Source organism: Streptomyces sp. NPDC040622, assembly GCF_055593965.1.
The window spans coordinates 410,519-426,185 of the sequence record NZ_JBVIXD010000005.1; the positions used below are offsets into that span (position 1 = coordinate 410,519).

9 protein-coding genes are annotated in these 15,667 nt (G+C 73.1%); 7 read left to right on the forward strand and 2 right to left on the reverse strand.

Annotated elements, in window-relative coordinates:
* Positions 1-12: 12 nt before the first annotated feature.
* Positions 13-3,339 (reverse strand): AfsR/SARP family transcriptional regulator, encoded by a 3,327-nt coding sequence (locus ACZ592_RS16555; RefSeq protein ID WP_471582245.1) that lies wholly within the window; start codon positions 3,337-3,339, stop codon positions 13-15.
* Positions 3,340-3,763: 424 nt separating this feature from the next.
* Between ACZ592_RS16555 and ACZ592_RS16560 the strand changes: the two genes are divergently transcribed.
* The 7 genes from ACZ592_RS16560 to ACZ592_RS16590 all read left to right on the forward strand — a co-directional run bounded on the left by ACZ592_RS16560 (position 3,764) and on the right by ACZ592_RS16590 (position 12,724).
* Positions 3,764-4,792 carry a LacI family DNA-binding transcriptional regulator gene (locus ACZ592_RS16560; protein WP_471582246.1) on the forward strand — a complete coding sequence of 343 codons (1,029 nt, stop codon included), beginning with the start codon at positions 3,764-3,766 and terminating at the stop codon, positions 4,790-4,792.
* The gene (locus ACZ592_RS16565; RefSeq protein WP_471582247.1) at positions 4,789-6,387 is read left to right on the forward strand and encodes a sugar ABC transporter ATP-binding protein; all 1,599 of its coding nucleotides are present in this window, start codon (positions 4,789-4,791) and stop codon (positions 6,385-6,387) included. Before ACZ592_RS16560 ends, ACZ592_RS16565 begins: the two co-directional genes overlap by 4 nt.
* The gene (locus ACZ592_RS16570; RefSeq protein ID WP_471582248.1) at positions 6,377-8,320 is read left to right on the forward strand and encodes an ABC transporter permease/substrate-binding protein; all 1,944 of its coding nucleotides are present in this window, start codon (positions 6,377-6,379) and stop codon (positions 8,318-8,320) included. The genes ACZ592_RS16565 and ACZ592_RS16570 overlap by 11 nt, the downstream gene beginning before the upstream one ends.
* A 114-nt stretch (positions 8,321-8,434) precedes the next feature.
* Positions 8,435-9,382 (forward strand): ribokinase, encoded by a 948-nt coding sequence (locus ACZ592_RS16575; RefSeq protein ID WP_471582249.1) that lies wholly within the window; start codon positions 8,435-8,437, stop codon positions 9,380-9,382.
* Entirely contained in the window at positions 9,379-9,768 is a 390-nt protein-coding gene (gene rbsD, locus ACZ592_RS16580; protein ID WP_471582250.1) for a D-ribose pyranase, read from the forward strand. The genes ACZ592_RS16575 and rbsD overlap by 4 nt, the downstream gene beginning before the upstream one ends.
* A gap of 225 nt (positions 9,769-9,993) precedes the next feature.
* Positions 9,994-11,316 carry a M28 family peptidase gene (locus ACZ592_RS16585; protein ID WP_471582468.1) on the forward strand — a complete coding sequence of 441 codons (1,323 nt, stop codon included), beginning with the start codon at positions 9,994-9,996 and terminating at the stop codon, positions 11,314-11,316.
* 160 nt (positions 11,317-11,476) lie between these two features.
* Positions 11,477-12,724 (forward strand): hypothetical protein, encoded by a 1,248-nt coding sequence (locus ACZ592_RS16590; RefSeq protein WP_471582251.1) that lies wholly within the window; start codon positions 11,477-11,479, stop codon positions 12,722-12,724.
* A gap of 390 nt (positions 12,725-13,114) precedes the next feature.
* Here the strand turns inward: ACZ592_RS16590 and ACZ592_RS16595 are convergent, their stop codons facing one another.
* Positions 13,115-15,598, reverse strand: a complete 2,484-nt coding sequence (locus tag ACZ592_RS16595) for an ATP-binding protein (protein ID WP_471582252.1) — start codon at positions 15,596-15,598, stop codon at positions 13,115-13,117.
* Between the last annotated feature and the right edge of the window lie 69 nt (positions 15,599-15,667).

The following is a 15,667-nucleotide window of genomic DNA, read 5'->3' on the forward strand; positions in this document are numbered from 1 at the left end:
GGCTTTGCCGCGTCAGGCGTCCGCCCCGGGCACCGGCAGCCCGAGGCGTGCGAACAGGTCGCCCGCGGTCCGCAGGCACACCTCGGCACGCCCCGTGTGGCCGGCCGAGGCCAGGGTGCGGCCCAGCTGGAGCAGCGCGTCGGCCTGCAGCCGGTCGCTGCCGAGCCGCTGGGCGGCGGCCAGGCTGCGCTCCAGGTGGGCGGCGGCCGGGCCGGTGTGTCCGAGCGCCTGCTCGGCCTCGGCGAGGCCCTGCTCCACCAGCAGTTCGAGGTACCCGGACCCGGTCAGGCGGCACCCGGTCAGGGCCTCGGTGTAACTGGCCACGGCTTCGGCGGGGCGGCCGAGCTGGGCCAGCGTGCGGGCGTGGCTGCCCTGCAAGTAGACGCGGACGACGGTCCAGCCCAGCGGCCTCGCGCGGGCCAGCGCCGCGGTGAGGCGGTCCAGCGCCTCGGGCACGCGCCCCAGGGCCCGCAGCACCGAGGCGGTGTTGGCCTGCGTCTCCAGTTCGCCCCAGAGGTTGCCGCGCCGGGCGTGAACGGCGGCGCTCTCCAGGAAGAGGGCGAGCCCGGCCTCGGGTCCCTGGTCGGTCACCAGGCCCGCGACGTTGAGGAGTTGGCCGAGCAGCACCTCGTCGCCGGTGGCCCGGCTGAGCTCCAGCGCCCGGTTCACCTCGGCGAGGCCCCGGTCCTCGTCGCCGACCTGCCAGAGCCCGCCGCCCAGCATGTACCGGGCGCGGATCTCGGCGGCCGTGTCGCCACTGGCGGCGGCCGCTTCGGCGAGCGCGGCGGCGGGGCCGTTCAGCCGGGGCCAGAGGAAGTCGGCCTCCCCGAACGGGTCGAGGGCGAGCAGCAGGTCCACGGCGGGCGCGATCGGCACGCCGGGCCTGGCCACGGCTTCGCGCAACACGGCGAGCAGGGTGTCGAGCTCGCGCCGCACCCACTCCTGACCGGCGGCGGCATCCGCGAAGGCGAGGCCGTCCGCGCGGGTGGCCCTCAGTTCGTCGGGGGTGGTGCTGCCGGGCCGGGCGAGCCGATAGGCCCCTCGGACCACGGCCACACAGTGGTCGACCAGCCGCCCGAACGCCCGCTCGACCTCACCAGGACCGTCTGCGTCTACGCCACCGCCACCGGGTCGCAGCCCCCCGCCACCACGGCCCGGCTCCGCACCCCCACGCCCCGAAGCCGCTGCCCCACCACCCCACTCGCCGCCACCACCACCGACCGCCCCGGCCCCACCACCGGACATCCCACCCTCAGGCCCGACCCCCGCACCCTCGCCGCCCGAGTCCCCCGAACCGATACGCGACGCCCCGCCACCACCACCGGACATCCCACCCTCAGGCCCGACCCCCGCGCCCCCGGCGCCCGAAGCCCCGTCGGCACCCGCAGCCCCGCCGGCACCCAATCCCCCACCAGCACCCAATTCCCCACCGGCACCCGCTTCCCCACCGGCATCCAAAGCCCCGCCGTCACCGTCACCACCGGCCCCCGCCTCCTCCGCCCGCGCCCGTGCGAACAGGCGCAGCAGGTCGTGGTAGCGGTAGCCGCCCGCGGCCGGGGCCTCCAGCAGGCCCGCGTCGACCAGTTCCTCGAGCAGGGACTCGGTCTCCCGCTCGGAGCGGTCGAGTACGGCCGCGGCCATCGGCAGCGGGAACACCGGGCCCTCGATGAGCGCGGTCAGGCGGAAGGCCCTGGCCAGGGCCGGTGGCAACTGGTCGTAGCTGAGCCGGAAGCTCGCCTCGACCGCCATGCTGCCGACCTTGAGCTCGGCGAGCCTGCGCCGCTCGTCGGCGAGCCGGTCCGCGAGGGAGGCGATCGACCAGGACGGCCGCTGCCCGAGCCGGGCGCCCACGATGCGTACCGCGAGGGGCAGGCGCCCGCAGGCGGCGACCAGCGCGGCGGCGGCCCCGGGCTCGGCGGCGATCCGTTCCTCGCCCACGATCCCGGCGAGCAGCGCGAGGGCCTCTTCCTCGGTGAAGACGTCGAGTTCGAAGGACTCGGCCGTCGGCAGGGGGAGGCGGGCCCGGCTGGTCACGAGGACCGCACAGCCCGGCATGCCGGGCAGCAGCGGGGCGACCTGCCGCGCGCTCGCCGCGTTGTCGAGGAGGACGAGGACACGCCGCCCGGCGAGCACGGAGCGGTAGAGGGCGGCCCGTTCGTCGAGCCCGTCCGGCACGGAGCCGATGCCGAGGGCGCGCAGGAACCGGGCGAGCACCTCGGTGGGTTCGACCGGCACGGCCGACGCGCCGCCCAGGTCCACGTACAGCTGCCCGTCCGGGTAGCCGTCGCGGATCCGGTGCCCGGCGTGCAGGGCGAGCACGGTCTTGCCGACCCCGCCGAGCCCGGCCACCGCGGAGACGACGACCTGCGGCGCCTCGGTGCCCAGGGCGGCGACGAGCCGGTCGGTCGCCTCGGTGCGGCCGGTGAAGTCGGCGGGCGGCGCGGGCAGTTGGGCCGGGGTGGGGACGCGGTACGCGGCGGGCCCGGGCCCATCGGGCGTACCGGCCGCGGCGGTCGGGGCCGTGGCCCGCACCGGGTCCTGGCGCAGCGGACCGTACGAGGCGGCGCCCAGCGACGGGTCGGCCCGCAGGACACGCCCATGCAGCTCCCGCAGTTCGGGCCCCGGCTCCACGCCGAGCTCCTCGTCGAGCACGCGGCGCACGTCGGCGTACGCGGCGAGCGCCTCGCTCTGACGGCCGCCGCGGTAGAGGGCGAGCATCAGGTGGGCCCGCAGCGCCTCGCGCAGCGGGTGCTCGGCGACGAGAAGGGTCAGCTCGGGGATGCTCTCGGCCTGCGCGCCCAGTTCCAGGTCGAGGCGGACCCTGGTCTCCAGGGCGGTGAGCCGCCGTTCGGTGAGCGCGGCGCGCAGCAGGTCGGCGTGCGGTCCGGGCACACCGGCGAGGGGCTCGCCCCGCCACAGGTCGAGGCCCGCGCCGAGCAGGCGGCGCGCGCCCCACGGGTCGTCGGCACGGACCGCACGCTCGGCGTCCGTGACGTACTGGTGGAAGAGGTCCAGGTCGCAGGCGCCGTCGGCGACCCGCAGCCGGTAACCGCCGGGCGCGGAGAGCAGGACCGCCGCGGGCGCGCGGGACGGGCGGCCGGGCTCCAGCCTGCGCCGCAGCTGGCCGATCTGGGTCCGCAGGGTGGACAGGGCGCGGGCCGGCGCCGGGCCGCCCCAGACGCCTTCGACGAGTTCGCCGGCGGTGACGACCCGGCCGCCGCGGGCCAGCAGCATGGCCAGGATCGCGCGCTGCTGGGGCGCGAGCCGGATCGGCTCCCGGCCGGCCGCGTGCACCTTGACCGGCCCCAGCAGTGCGTAACGAAGCTCGTTCTCCTGCATGGCCCCCCACGCTCTCCCGTGTCCGTATGCGTCCCGGTGTCCCGCGCCGTCACCCGTACCGGTGCCCCGCGCCGTCGTGGATCCGTGCGCCAGCCTACGGCGGCCGTCCGGGCGCCCGACGCCGCCTCCCGCCGCCTTCGACCGAGCGCGCGCGACCGCACCCGGCCCCGACCGCCCCTCACCGACGCTCAGCAACCGCGCACCGACCGCGCACGAAGCCATGCACCACGCACCGCACCAAGCCAGGCACCGCACCGCACCGCACCGCACCAAGCCACGCACCGCGCCGCGTCCCCGAAGCGTCCCCGCAGAACATCACGATCGGATCTCACTCGGCCCGCAGTTGCCCGACCCCTCTTGTCACGGCCCGTGTAATCGTTTCCAATCCCTCGTGTAATCGATTCCACAAGGAGGTGGACCGACGATGACCCCGAGCTCGGCGAGCATCAAGGACGTCGCGGCCGAGGCCGGCGTGTCCGTTGCCACCGTGTCGCGCGTCCTGAACAGTCACCCCTCCGTCAGCCCCGCGTCCCGCACCCGCGTCCTCGCCGCAGTCGAGGCACTCGGCTACCGGCCCAACGCCGTCGCCCGTTCCCTGCGCACCGACCAGACCCGCACCCTGGGCCTCGTCATCAGCGACGTGCTCAACCCGTACTTCACCGAGCTGGCCCGCTCCGTCGAGGAGGCCGCCCGCGCGCTCGGCTACAGCGTGATCATCGGCAACGCCGACGAGCGCCCCGAACTCCAGGACCACCACGTACGGACCCTGCTCGACCGGCGGATCGACGGCCTCCTGGTCTCCCCCACCGACGGCGGCTCCCCGCTGATGCTCGACGCCGTGCGGACCGGCACCCCGATGGTCTTCGTGGACCGGTGGATCCCCGGCGTCGACGTGCCCGTGGTCCGCTCCGACGGGCGGCGGGCGGTGCGCGACCTGGTCGCGCACCTGCACGGGCTCGGCCACCGAAGGCTCGCCATCATCGCGGGCCCGGCCGCCACGACCACCGGCAGCGAGCGCGTCGAGGCCTTCCGGGACGCGCTGCACGCGTACGGCATCGCGCTGCCCGACGCGTACATCGGGCAGGGCGACTTCCAGGCCGACAGCGGGCGACGCGCCACCGAGCGCTTCCTCGCCCTGCCCGAGCCGCCCGAGGTCGTCTTCGCCGCCGACAACCTGATGGCGCTCGGCGCCCTCGACGCGATCCGCGCGCACGGCCTGCGCGTCCCGCACGACATCGGGCTCGCGGCCTTCGACGACATCCCGTGGTTCGTGCACACCGACCCGCCGGTCACCGCGATCGCCCAGCCCACCGCCGACCTCGGCCGGGCCGCCGTGCACGCGCTGATCGACCGGATCGAGGGCAGAAGCCCGCGGTCCGTGACCCTGCCCGCCCGTCTCGTCGTCCGGCGTTCCTGCGGCGAGGACACCTCCGTACGAAGGAGCAACCCGTGAGCAACCAGGACGAGTTGCTGCGCATCGAGGGAATACGCAAGACGTTCCCCGGCGTCGTCGCGCTCGACTCCGTCGACTTCGACCTGCGCCGAGGTGAGGTGCACGTCCTGCTCGGCGAGAACGGCGCGGGCAAGAGCACCCTCATCAAGATGCTCTCCGGCGCCTACCGCCCCGACAGCGGACGGATCCTCGCCGAGGGCCGCGAGGTCCGCATCCACGGCGCGCAGGACGCGGAGCGGCTCGGCATCGCCACCATCTACCAGGAGTTCAACCTCGTCCCCGACCTCACCGTCGCCGAGAACATCTTCCTGGGCCGTCAGCCGCGCCGCTTCGGCCTGGTCGACCGGAAGAAGATGGAGGCCGACGCCGAGGCGCTGCTGCGGCGGGTCGGCGTCCGGGTGTCGCCGCGCGCCAAGGTCCGCGAACTGGGCATCGCCCGGCTGCAGATGGTCGAGATCGCCAAGGCGCTGAGCCTGGACGCGCGTGTGCTCATCATGGACGAGCCGACCGCCGTGCTCACCTCCGAGGAGGTCGACAAGCTCTTCGGGATCGTGCGCACGCTGCGCGCGGACGGCGTCGGCATCGTCTTCATCACCCACCACCTGGAGGAGATCGCGGCACTCGGCGACCGCGTCACCGTCCTGCGCGACGGCCGCAGCGTCGACCAGGTGCCCGCCTCGACCCCGCAGGACGAGCTGGTCCGCCTGATGGTGGGACGCAGCATCGAGCAGCAGTATCCACGCGAACGCCCGGACACGGGACCGCCGTTGCTCCGCGTGGCGGGCCTCACCCGCGACGGCGTCTTCCACGACGTCGGCTTCGAGGTGCGGGCCGGCGAGGTCGTCGGCCTCGCGGGCCTGGTCGGCGCGGGGCGCACCGAGGTGGCGCGCGCCGTCTTCGGCGCCGATCCCTACGACGCGGGCACCGTCGACGTGCACGGCGAACGGCTGCCGCGGCACGACGTGAACGCGGCGATGGGCGCGGGCATCGGCCTGGTGCCCGAGGACCGCAAGGGGCAGGGGCTGGTCCTGGACGCGTCCGTGCGGGAGAACCTGGGGCTGGTGACGCTGCGTTCGGCGACCCGGGCCGGGCTCGTGGACCTCAAGGGGCAGCAGCGGGCGGCCGCGCGGATCGCGGAGCAGCTGGGCGTGCGGATGGCCGGGCTCGGTCAGCACGTGCGCACCCTGTCCGGCGGCAACCAGCAGAAGGTCGTCATCGGCAAGTGGCTGCTCGCCGACATCAAGGTGCTGATCCTCGACGAGCCGACGCGCGGCATCGACGTGGGCGCGAAGGTCGAGATCTACCAGCTGATCAACGAACTCACGGCCTCCGGGCACGCGGTCCTGATGATCTCCAGCGATCTGCCCGAGGTGCTCGGCATGAGCGACCGGGTCCTGGTCATGGCGCAGGGCCGGATCGCCGGCGAGCTGACGGCGGACGAAGCCACCCAGGACGCGGTGATGGCCCTCGCGGTCAGCAACACAGCCGACGATACGGCCGACGGCACGGCCGGCGACACAGACGGCGAGGCCGTCGGCGACACAGCAGTACAGCAAGTGGAAGACGAGACAGCGGAGGGCTCCCGTGGCCACTGAAACCCTGAAGCGCGACGCGGGTGGCGCACCGACGCTCCGCCGTGTCCTGCTCGACAACGGCGCGCTCAGCGCCCTGATCGTCCTGGTCGTGGCGATGTCGCTGCTCTCCGGCGACTTCCTCACCACCCAGAACCTCCTCAACGTGGGCGTGCAGGCCGCGGTCACCGCGATCCTCGCGTTCGGCGTCACGTTCGTGATCGTCTCGGCGGGCATCGACCTGTCGGTCGGCTCGGTGGCCGCGCTGTCGGCCACCGTCCTCGCCTGGACGGCGACTTCGCAGGGCCTGCCGGTCTGGCTGGCGATCGTGCTCGCCGTCGCGACCGGCATAGCCTGCGGGTTCGTCAACGGCCTGCTCGTCTCGTACGGCAAGCTCCCGCCGTTCATCGCGACGCTCGCGATGCTGTCGGTGGCCCGCGGCCTCTCCCTGGTGATCTCGCAGGGCAGCCCGATCGCGTTCCCCGACTCGGTCTCGCACCTGGGTGACACCATCGGCGGCTGGCTGCCGGTTCCGGTGATCGTGATGGTCGCGATGGGTCTCGTCACGGCGCTCGTCCTCGGACGTACGTTCATCGGCCGCTCCATGTACGCGATCGGCGGCAACGAAGAGGCCGCGCGCCTGTCCGGGCTGCGGGTCAAGCGCCAGAAGATCGTCATCTACGCGCTCTCCGGACTCTTCGCGGCCGTCGCGGGCGTCGTCCTCGCCTCCCGCCTCGTCTCCGCGCAGCCGCAGGCCGCCCAGGGGTACGAGCTGGACGCGATCGCCGCGGTCGTCATCGGCGGCGCGAGCCTGGCCGGCGGTGTCGGCAAGGCGTCCGGCACGCTGATCGGCGCGCTGATCCTCGCGGTGCTGCGCAACGGCCTCAACCTCCTGTCCGTGTCCGCCTTCTGGCAGCAGGTCGTCATCGGCGTCGTCATCGCGCTCGCCGTCCTCCTGGACACACTGCGGCGGCGGGCCGGGGCGACGCCCGGGGCCTCGTCGGGAACGGCGGGGGCCGGGGGCAAGGGTCCGCAGGCGGTCAGGTACGCGCTCGCCGCCGTGGTCGTGGCGGCCGTGGTCGGCGCGGTGTCCTTCTTCAACTCGGGCTCCTCCGGCACGAATCCGAAGATCGGCATGTCGCTCTCGACCCTGAACAACCCCTTCTTCGTCCAGATGAAGGAGGGCGCGCAGGCCGAGGCCAGGAAGTCCGGCATCGACCTGACGGTCACGGACGCGCAGAACGACGCGTCCCAGCAGACCAACCAACTGCAGAACTTCACCGGCGAGGGCGTGCAGTCCATCATCGTGAACCCGGTGGACTCCGACGCGGCGGGCCCCGCCGTGCGCGGCGCCAACCAGCAGGACATCCCGGTGGTCGCCGCGGACCGAGGGGTGAACAAGGCGAAGACCGCGACGCTCGTCGCCTCCGACAACGTCGCCGGCGGCAAGCTGGCGGCGAAGGCGCTGGCCGAGAAGCTGGGCGGCAAGGGCAAGGTCGTCGTCCTGCAGGGCACGCCCGGCACCTCCGCGAGCCGCGAGCGCGGGCAGGGCTTCGCCGAGGGCATCAAGGCGTACCCGGACATCGACGTCGTCGCCAAGCAGCCCGCGGACTTCGACCGCACCAAGGGCCTGGACGTCATGACGAACCTGCTGCAGTCCAACAAGGGCGTGAACGGCGTCTTCGCCGAGAACGACGAGATGGCGCTCGGCGCGGTCAAGGCGCTCGGCGGCAAGGCCGGCAAGAGCGTCCCCGTGGTCGGCTTCGACGGCACCCCGGACGGCCTCAAGGCGGTCGAGTCGGGCACGCTGTACGCGTCGGTGGCGCAGCAGCCCAAGGAGCTCGGCAGGATCGCGGTGCGCAACGCGGTGCGGGCCTCGCAGGACAAGAAGGTCCAGGAGATGGTGAAGGTCCCGGTGAAGGTCGTCACGGCGAAGAACGTGAAGGACTTCTCCTGACCCCGGCCCGGACCCCGGCCCGGACCACGGCCCGCCCCGGGGCCCGCCCGGCCGACCGTAACGGCCCCCGGCCCGCGCGCCACGTCAGCACCGTACGAAAGCAGGGAACAGCACATGAACGACGACTACGAGCTGCTGGTCGTGGGCTCAGCCAACGCCGACCTGGTGGTCGGCGTGGAGCGCCGCCCCGCCGCGGGCGAGACGGTCCTCGGCTCCGACCTGGCCACCCACCCCGGCGGCAAGGGCGGCAACCAGGCCGTCGCCGCGGCCCGGCTCGGCGCCCGCACCGCGCTGCTCGCCCGGGTCGGCGACGACGCCCACGGCGCACTGCTGCTCGACGCGCAGCGCGCGGCCGGCGTGGACACCGTCGGCGTCCTGGTGGGCGGCGCGCCGACCGGCGTCGCGCTGATCACGGTCGACCCGTCGGGCGACAACAGCATCGTGGTGGCGCCCGGCGCGAACGCCCGCCTCACGCCCGAGGACATCCGGGCGGCGGGCAGCCTGCTCGCGGCGGCGCGGGTGGTCTCCAGCCAACTGGAGATTCCCCTGGAAACGGTCGCCGAGGTGGCGCGCGGTCTGCGGCCCGGAGCGCGCTTCGTCCTCAACCCCTCGCCGCCCGCCCCGCTGCCGGACGAGGTCCTCGCGGCCTGCGACCCGCTCGTGGTCAACGAGCACGAGGCCCGGGTCATCCTCGGCGACACGGCGGGCGAGTCGCCCGAGGAGTGGGCGCGCGGGCTGCTCGCACTCGGCCCCCGCTCGGTCGTGATCACGCTGGGCGCCGAGGGCGCGCTCACCGCGGAGGGCGCGCCGGAGTCGTCGGACCCCTCGGCGTCCTTCGTCCGGGTCCCCAGCCCGCGCGTCGACGCGGTGGACACGACGGGCGCGGGCGACGCCTTCACCGCCGCGCTCGGCTGGCGCCTGGGCCTCGGCGAGGACCTGGCGACGGCGGCGGCCTACGCGGTACGGGTGGGCTCGGCGGCGGTCACCCGCAAGGGCGCGCAGGACTCCTACCCGACCGCGGCGGAGCTGGCGAAGCTCGCGCCGGAGGGCTCGTCCTCGTGAAGAGGTCCGGCATCCTGAACCGCCATCTCGCGGGCGCGCTGGCCGAGTTGGGGCACGGAGACACCGTGCTCATCTGCGACGCGGGCATGCCGATCCCGCCCGGCCCGCGCGTGGTGGACCTGGCGTTCCGCGCCGGGGTCCCCTCCTTCGCGGAGGTCCTCGACGGTCTGCTGGCCGAGCTGGTGGTGGAGGGCGGCACGGCGGCGCAGGAGGTGCGGGAGGCCAATGCGGCGGTGGCGCGGCTGCTGCGGGAGAGCCTGCCCGCGCTCGACCTCGTGCCGCACGAGGACCTCAAGGCCCGCTCGGCCGCGGCCCGTCTGGTGGTGCGCACCGGCGAGGCGCGGCCGTACGCCAATGTGCTGCTGAGGTGCGGGGTCTTCTTCTGACGCCGGCGGGCGAAGGAGAGCCGTCCGCAATACGAACATGGCTGACCGCATTGTGACCGGTTTCCGCTCTTGACGGTGGGTCGGCCCGGCTTCAACATCAGGCAACGCACAGCTCCAAAGGCGCCCCGCGACACCCGCGTCGCAGGGCGCCTCGCACGTTCCGTCCCTCTCGCTGTTCGGAATACGGAGCCCCACATGAGACTCTCCAGACCCGCCCGACCCGGCATGCCCGGGGCCCTCGGACGCACCACCGCCGGCCTCGCCGTCCTCGCCGCGGCCGGGCTGCTCGCCACCGCCGCGCCCACGGCGCTCGCCTCCCCCGCCGCCGCTCCCTCACCCACGCTCGCGGCGCCCGACATCCCGGTCGCCAACGTCAAGGCGCACCTGACCCAGCTCCAGTCCATCGCCTCGGCCAACGGCGGCAACCGCGCCCACGGACGGCCCGGCTACAAGGCCTCCATCGACTACGTGAAGGCCAAGCTGGACGCGGCCGGATTCACCACGAGCGTCCAGCAGTTCACCTCCAGCGGCGCGACCGGCTACAACCTCGTCGCGGACTGGCCCGGCGGCGACCCGAACAAGGTCCTGATGGCGGGCGCGCACCTCGACAGCGTGTCCGCGGGCCCCGGCATCAACGACAACGGCTCGGGCTCGGCCGGCATCCTGGAGACCGCGCTCGCCGTCTCGCGCGCCCAGCTCAAGCCGGCCAAGCACCTGCGGTTCGCCTGGTGGGGCGCCGAGGAGCTCGGCATGGTCGGCTCGCGGTACTACGTCAACAACCTGCCAACGGCGGAGCGTTCGAAGGTCAGCGGCTATCTGAACTTCGACATGATCGCCTCGCCGAACCCGGGCTACTTCGTCTACGACGACGACCCCACGATCGAGAAGACCTTCAAGGACTACTACGCGGGCCTCGGCGTCCCCACCGAGATCGAGACCGAGGGCGACGGCCGCTCGGACCACTCCCCGTTCAAGAACGTGGGCATCCCGGTCGGCGGCCTGTTCTCCGGCGCCGAGCGCGCCAAGTCCAGCGCGCAGGCCCAGAAGTGGGGCGGCACGTCGGGCCAGGCCTTCGACCGCTGCTACCACTCGTCGTGCGACTCGACGTCGAACATCAACGACACCGCCCTGGACCGCAACAGCGACGCCATCGCCCACGCGGTCTGGGCCCTCGGCACGGACGACACCCCGGTCCCGCCCGGCGACTCCTACGAGAACACCACGGACGTCACCATCCCGGACAACGGCGCCGCGGTGACCTCGACCGTCAACGTGACGGGCCGCACGGGCAACGCCCCCGCGACCCTCAAGGTGGACGTCGACATCCGCCACACCTGGCGCGGAGACGTGGTCGTCGACCTGCTCGCACCCGACGGCACGGCGTACCGCCTGAAGAACTCCAGCAGCAGCGACTCGGCGGACAACGTCATCGCGACGTACACGGTCAACGCGTCCACCGAAACGGCCAACGGCGCCTGGAAACTGCGGGTCCAGGACGTGGCGGCGCAGGACACGGGTTACATCAACAGCTGGAAGCTGACGTTCTGACCTTGTCTCCCTGCCCGGTGCACACCGGTGCAAGGATTCCGCAAGCAGCGGGCAAGCTTTCCGCCGACGTTCCTGGGCATCCCCCGACCTGGCACGTCCTGCCCATCACCGCTCGACAACCATGGGGGAAACAATGGCGGCTGAGAGTACCTCGACGTCAGTGACAGCGTTACCCGGATCCGGGGTCCGCCCTGGATCCGGGTATGCCCCGCAGTGGCTGACCCTGGTCGGCTGCAAGCGTGTTCTCGTCGTCGTACACACCGAGGTGTACGGCAGCCGACTGCGGGATCTGCTCCCGTTGCTGGAGTCGGACCTGCGGGTCCAGACGCACTTCACGATCGCACCCCACGCCTTCAACGCCGGGGCGGAGCGCCTGCTGCGCACGCTCGGCGGCACGGTGTTGCCGTGGCAGGAGGCACAGGGAACGGAGTTCGACCTCGTGCTCGCGGCCGGCTCCCAGGGGATCGAACGGTTGCGCGGCCCGCTGCTGCGCATGCCCCACGGCGCGGGACACATCAAGCTGTCGCGCACCACGGACGACCGCGACCCCGGGGCACCCCGGACGGTCGGGGAGCTGGGCCGCCAGTACCTGACATGGCAGGGAAAGGTGATCCCAAAGGCGCTGGCGCTGGCTCATCACGAAGAACTGGCCACCTTGGCCCGCACCTGCCCGGAGGCGCTGCCCATCAGCGAGGTCGTGGGAGACGCCTGTCACGACCGCCTGGTGGCGAGCCTCCCGCGGCGGGCAAGCTACCGGGCCGCCCTCGGCCTGCACCCCGGCCAGCGCCTGGTTCTCGTCTCCTCAACCTGGGGGCCGGGCTCGTCGTTCAACCGCCTGGACACCCTCCTGCCGCGCCTCGTGACGGAACTCGACCCGGAGCGTCACCTCGTGGCAGTCCTGGTGCACCCCAACGTCTGGGCCTGTCACGGCATCTGGCAAGTGCGGTCATGGCTGGCAGCCGCCGCACGACGGGGAATCATCGTGCTGCCACCGGACACCGACTGGCGTGTGCCGCTGATCGCGGCCGACTGGGTGATCGGCGACCACGGTTCGGTCACGCTGTACGCCACGCTCACCCGCGCGGCCGTCCTGTTGGCACGTTTCCCCCACAGCGACGTCAACCCCGATTCGCCTGCAGCCGAGTTGGCCAAGGTCGCGCCGGCTCTCTCCCCCGCCCATCCTCTGCCGGAACAGCTCGCCTATGCGCGGGCCGAGTACCCCGACACGGAGTACGAACGGATAGGGAGACGCATCTCCTCGGAGCCCGGGCGGTTCGCCCGCAGGATGCGGCGGCTGATGTACCGGATCCTCGGACTCGGCGAGCCCGCCTTCGAGGCGGCGTTGCCGCCCTTGCCCGTCCCCGATCCCTGGACGAAGGTCGACGCCACCGGAGAGTTACCCGCATGAGCACGGCCGTGGGACCGGAGGAACCCGTGATCGTCTGCCTCGACTGCCCTCGCCGCTGCCCGGTCACCGGCTTATGTACGGGTGAGACCTGGCGGCAGTGCGCCGACGTTCTCTACGCGGACCGTCCGCGCCCGTGCCCACTGGCGACACGTCTGGCCATAAGGATTCTGGAGCGCTACCCCGGGTGCGTACTGGTGGTGGTGCGCCGCACGTGCGGTGACTGGGCGTCCCTCGCTCGCCGGGGCGATACGCAGATCGTGCCGCCGATGGGCGGAACGGGACTGACACACCGTGATGCTGTCGGTCTCGTGCGCGAATGGTACGCAGCATTGGCGGTGGACCGGCCCGCGCGGTGGGCAGGTGAATCCGCTGTGACCGATGAACCGGGCCTCAGCCCTCGGCCCGCAAGCGCCCCTCCAGTCGATGCGCGTCAGGGGCGCTGACAGTCCGGTAGCGGGCCAGGGACTGGGCGTACCAGGCTCTGGCTCGGTCGGGCTCGCCTCGTTCCTCGGCGGACTCTCCGAGGATCTCCAGGACTCGGCCCTGCCAGTGCAAGGACCCGGTGGCCTCGAACTCGGCTTTCGCCCCCAGCAGTTGTTCTTCCGCCCGCTCGACTGCGGCCGCGTCCTCACCCGCGCACCGCAGTTCCGCCTGACCGAGCAGGGCCAGTGCTCGGGCCGCGTCATAGGGGTCGTTCTCGCCCAGCAGCGCGGCCCGGGCGGCAGCCAGGTGGGGCACTGCCTCAGCAGGTCGCCCCTCGGCCACCGCGACATCGCCCAGACAGATTCGGGTCAGGGCGGCGCCACGCCGATAGCCGATCGCCTCACGTAACGGCAGCGCCAGCCGGAAGTACCCTGCGGCCGTCGACAGCCGTCCGGCCAGCCGGTGCGACTGCCCCAGACCGTGCAGAGCCTGGGCCTCGGCCCGGAGAGCGGCCGTGCGTTCCGCCGGATCCGCCTGGCCGGCAGCACGGTCCCGGCCTTCCTCCGCAGCCGCCGCCCGCTCCCTGGCCACCTCCAGCGCTTGGCCGAACCAGTCGACGGCCTCGTCGTGACGTCCCGCGTTGCGCAGCCCGGCGCCGCCGGAGGTGAGCATCTGGCTCTCGCCCCTCGTGTCTCCCACTCGGCGGGCCGCCGCGAGGCCGATCTCATGAGCCTCGATCCACAGCTCGTAGGGGCGCAGCCGCAGAAAGAGCGGCCACATGGCGTCGGTGAGCATCCAGGCCGCGTCGTCCCAGCCACGCTCGGCGGCAGTGCGCAACACGGCCATCAGATTGGCCCGTTCGGCGTCGAGCCAGCTGAGTGCGCCGGGCGCGTCAGCGAACGGCGCGTGCCCGGCGGGGTGGTGGGCGTAGGCGCGCGGGAGGATCCGGTGGCTGGGCGTGAGCAGGCTCTCCGCCTCGGTCGCGGCGAGCAGGTAGTAGTCGACCACGCGCCGCACCGCCGCCTCGGCAACGGCACGCCCCTCGGCGTCGGCGAGCTGTGCCGCGTGAGCCTTCACCAAGTCGTGGAATCGATACCTTCCCGCACCACTGCCCGGGTCGGGGCCGAGATCCTCGATGAGGTTGACCTCCGTCAGCTCGTCGAGGAGCCGGTCCGCCTCGTCCCGCGCCAGGGCACAGGCCTCGGCTGCGACCTCGACACTGAGCACGGGTACCGGCGCTAGGCCCAGTCTTCTGTAGCCGCGCGCGTGTTCAGGAAGCAGCAGGCGGTATGACGCGTCGAGGGCGCTGCGCACCGCATATTCCCCTTCTACTCTCAGCACGTCCAAAGCACTGGCCCCCCTGGCTCCCAGTGCTCCCGCCATGGCCGCGAGCGGCTGTCGTGGCCGCGCTGCCACGCGTGCCGCGGCGACACACACGGCGAGGGGCAGTCCTGCGCAGGCCCTTGCGACCTTCAGAGCGGCGTCGGGCTCGCGAGAGACCCGCTCCGGGCCGATCCGGCGACGGAGCAGTTCCACTGCGTCCCGGGTCCCGAAGACCTCCAGCGGATGGAAGGCCGCGCCGTCCATGCCCAGGCCGCTCAACAGGCCTCTACTAGTCACCGCCGTCAATGCTCCGGCGCCGCTCGGCAGCAAGGGGCGGACCTGGGCCGCGCTGAGGGCGTTGTCGAGGAGCAGGGCGACCCGCGCCCCTGCTGTGGCCGATCGCCAGAGGGCCGACTGCTCCCCGAGGTCCGCGGGGAGCCGCTCCTCTCCCATGGCGCGCAGGAGCTGTCCGAGGAGTTCTCCCGGCCGCGCAGGCTCACCGTCGGAGTGGCCGCGCAGATCGGCGTAGAGCTGCCCGTCGGGGAAGGAATCGGCCAGTCCCAGCAGCCAGCGGCGGGCCAGGGCAGTCTTCCCCACGCCGGCCGGGCCGCTGATGACGGCGAGCACCGGGCCGCCGCGCTGGGTGGCCACCGTGCGGTCAAGCGCTGCCAGCTCCCGTGCCCGATTGGTGAAGTGACCCGGCACAGGCGGCAATTGACGAGGCGCCGCGCGAGCGCGTTGCACTGCGGGCGATGCTGCGGCATGGATGTGGACACTGCCGTGCACCCCTCGCGCCTGGATGACGGGCCCCTGCACCTGGGCAGTGCCTGCGATGGAGTTGGCGACTTCCGCCTGCGCCATGGTGGGAGACGTGCCACCGAGCCACTCGCGGAGCTGGCCGGCCAGAGCGGGCTGCTGCGCCGCCTGTTCGGCCAGGGAGACGGAGAGAGAACCCAGCAGCTCTCCGATGTCGGCCCCCGGCAGTGCCGTGGCCCACGCGCGGACAAGTTCCGCCGTACCGGGGTCGGCCGCGGTACGTGCCGCCTCCAGAAGCCCGCGCACCGCCTCCGGCCTCGCAACCGCCACCGCCAGGGCAGCCCTCAGCTCCAGGGCCGTCACCTGGTCCATCACGCCACCCCCCCCTGTTCAGTGCCCGGCCCCACGTCGCAAGGAGGCCTACCCACCCCGTGTTCGCGT

Bases quoted from the DNA above. Each gene is read 5' to 3' on its own strand.
- ACZ592_RS16555 (WP_471582245.1), bottom strand. From the start codon at position 3,339: ATGCAGGAGAACGAGCTTCGTTACGCACTGCTGGGGCCGGTCAAGGTG.
- ACZ592_RS16560 (WP_471582246.1), top strand. From the start codon at position 3,764: ATGACCCCGAGCTCGGCGAGCATCAAGGACGTCGCGGCCGAGGCCGGC.
- ACZ592_RS16575 (WP_471582249.1), top strand. From the start codon at position 8,435: ATGAACGACGACTACGAGCTGCTGGTCGTGGGCTCAGCCAACGCCGAC.
- ACZ592_RS16585 (WP_471582468.1), top strand. From the start codon at position 9,994: ATGCCCGGGGCCCTCGGACGCACCACCGCCGGCCTCGCCGTCCTCGCC.
- ACZ592_RS16595 (WP_471582252.1), bottom strand. From the start codon at position 15,598: ATGGACCAGGTGACGGCCCTGGAGCTGAGGGCTGCCCTGGCGGTGGCG.